A 548-nucleotide genomic window follows, 5' to 3' on the forward strand; every position below is an offset into this window, starting at 1 on the left:
ATTACTTTATCAATTTGAGCTGGTTTTTTATTCCTTTCTCTGCTTTTGTTATTGTCGCTACTGGGAATGCGGTTAATTTGACTGATGGTCTTGATGGGTTGGCTATTGTTCCTGTGATGGTTGCTGCTTTGTCTTTTGCTCTAATTGCTTACCTTTCTGGTAATATCAATTTTGCTGATTATCTCCAAATCCATTATGTATCGGGGACGGGTGAATTAGCTGTTTTATTAGGAGCTGTTGTTGGTGCAGGGCTTGGTTTTTTATGGTTTAATGCACCGCCGGCGGCTATTTTTATGGGGGATACTGGTTCGTTGGCGCTTGGAGGGCTATTGGGTAGTGTTGCTGTAGCAACCAAGCATGAAATTGTTTTGGCTCTTATTGGAGGGCTTTTTGCTCTTGAAGGATTCTCGGTTGTTATCCAGGTTGGTTATTTCAAATTAACAAAAAAGCGTGCGTTCCTTATGGCACCGATACACCATCATTTTGAGAAAAAAGGCTGGACTGAAAGTCAAGTCGTGATACGCTTTTGGATTATTTCGATTGTTCTT

At 40.9% G+C, this 548-nt stretch carries 1 protein-coding gene; it reads left to right on the forward strand.

The annotated features are described in order from the left end of the window. A partial coding sequence (gene mraY, locus ACFINS_RS11260; protein ID WP_375706318.1) for a phospho-N-acetylmuramoyl-pentapeptide-transferase occupies positions 1-548 on the forward strand: 548 nt, incomplete at both ends.

The sequence above is a fragment of the Bartonella sp. AA2SXKL genome (assembly GCF_042197205.1).
In the GTDB taxonomy this organism is placed as follows: Bacteria; Pseudomonadota; Alphaproteobacteria; order Rhizobiales; family Rhizobiaceae; genus Bartonella.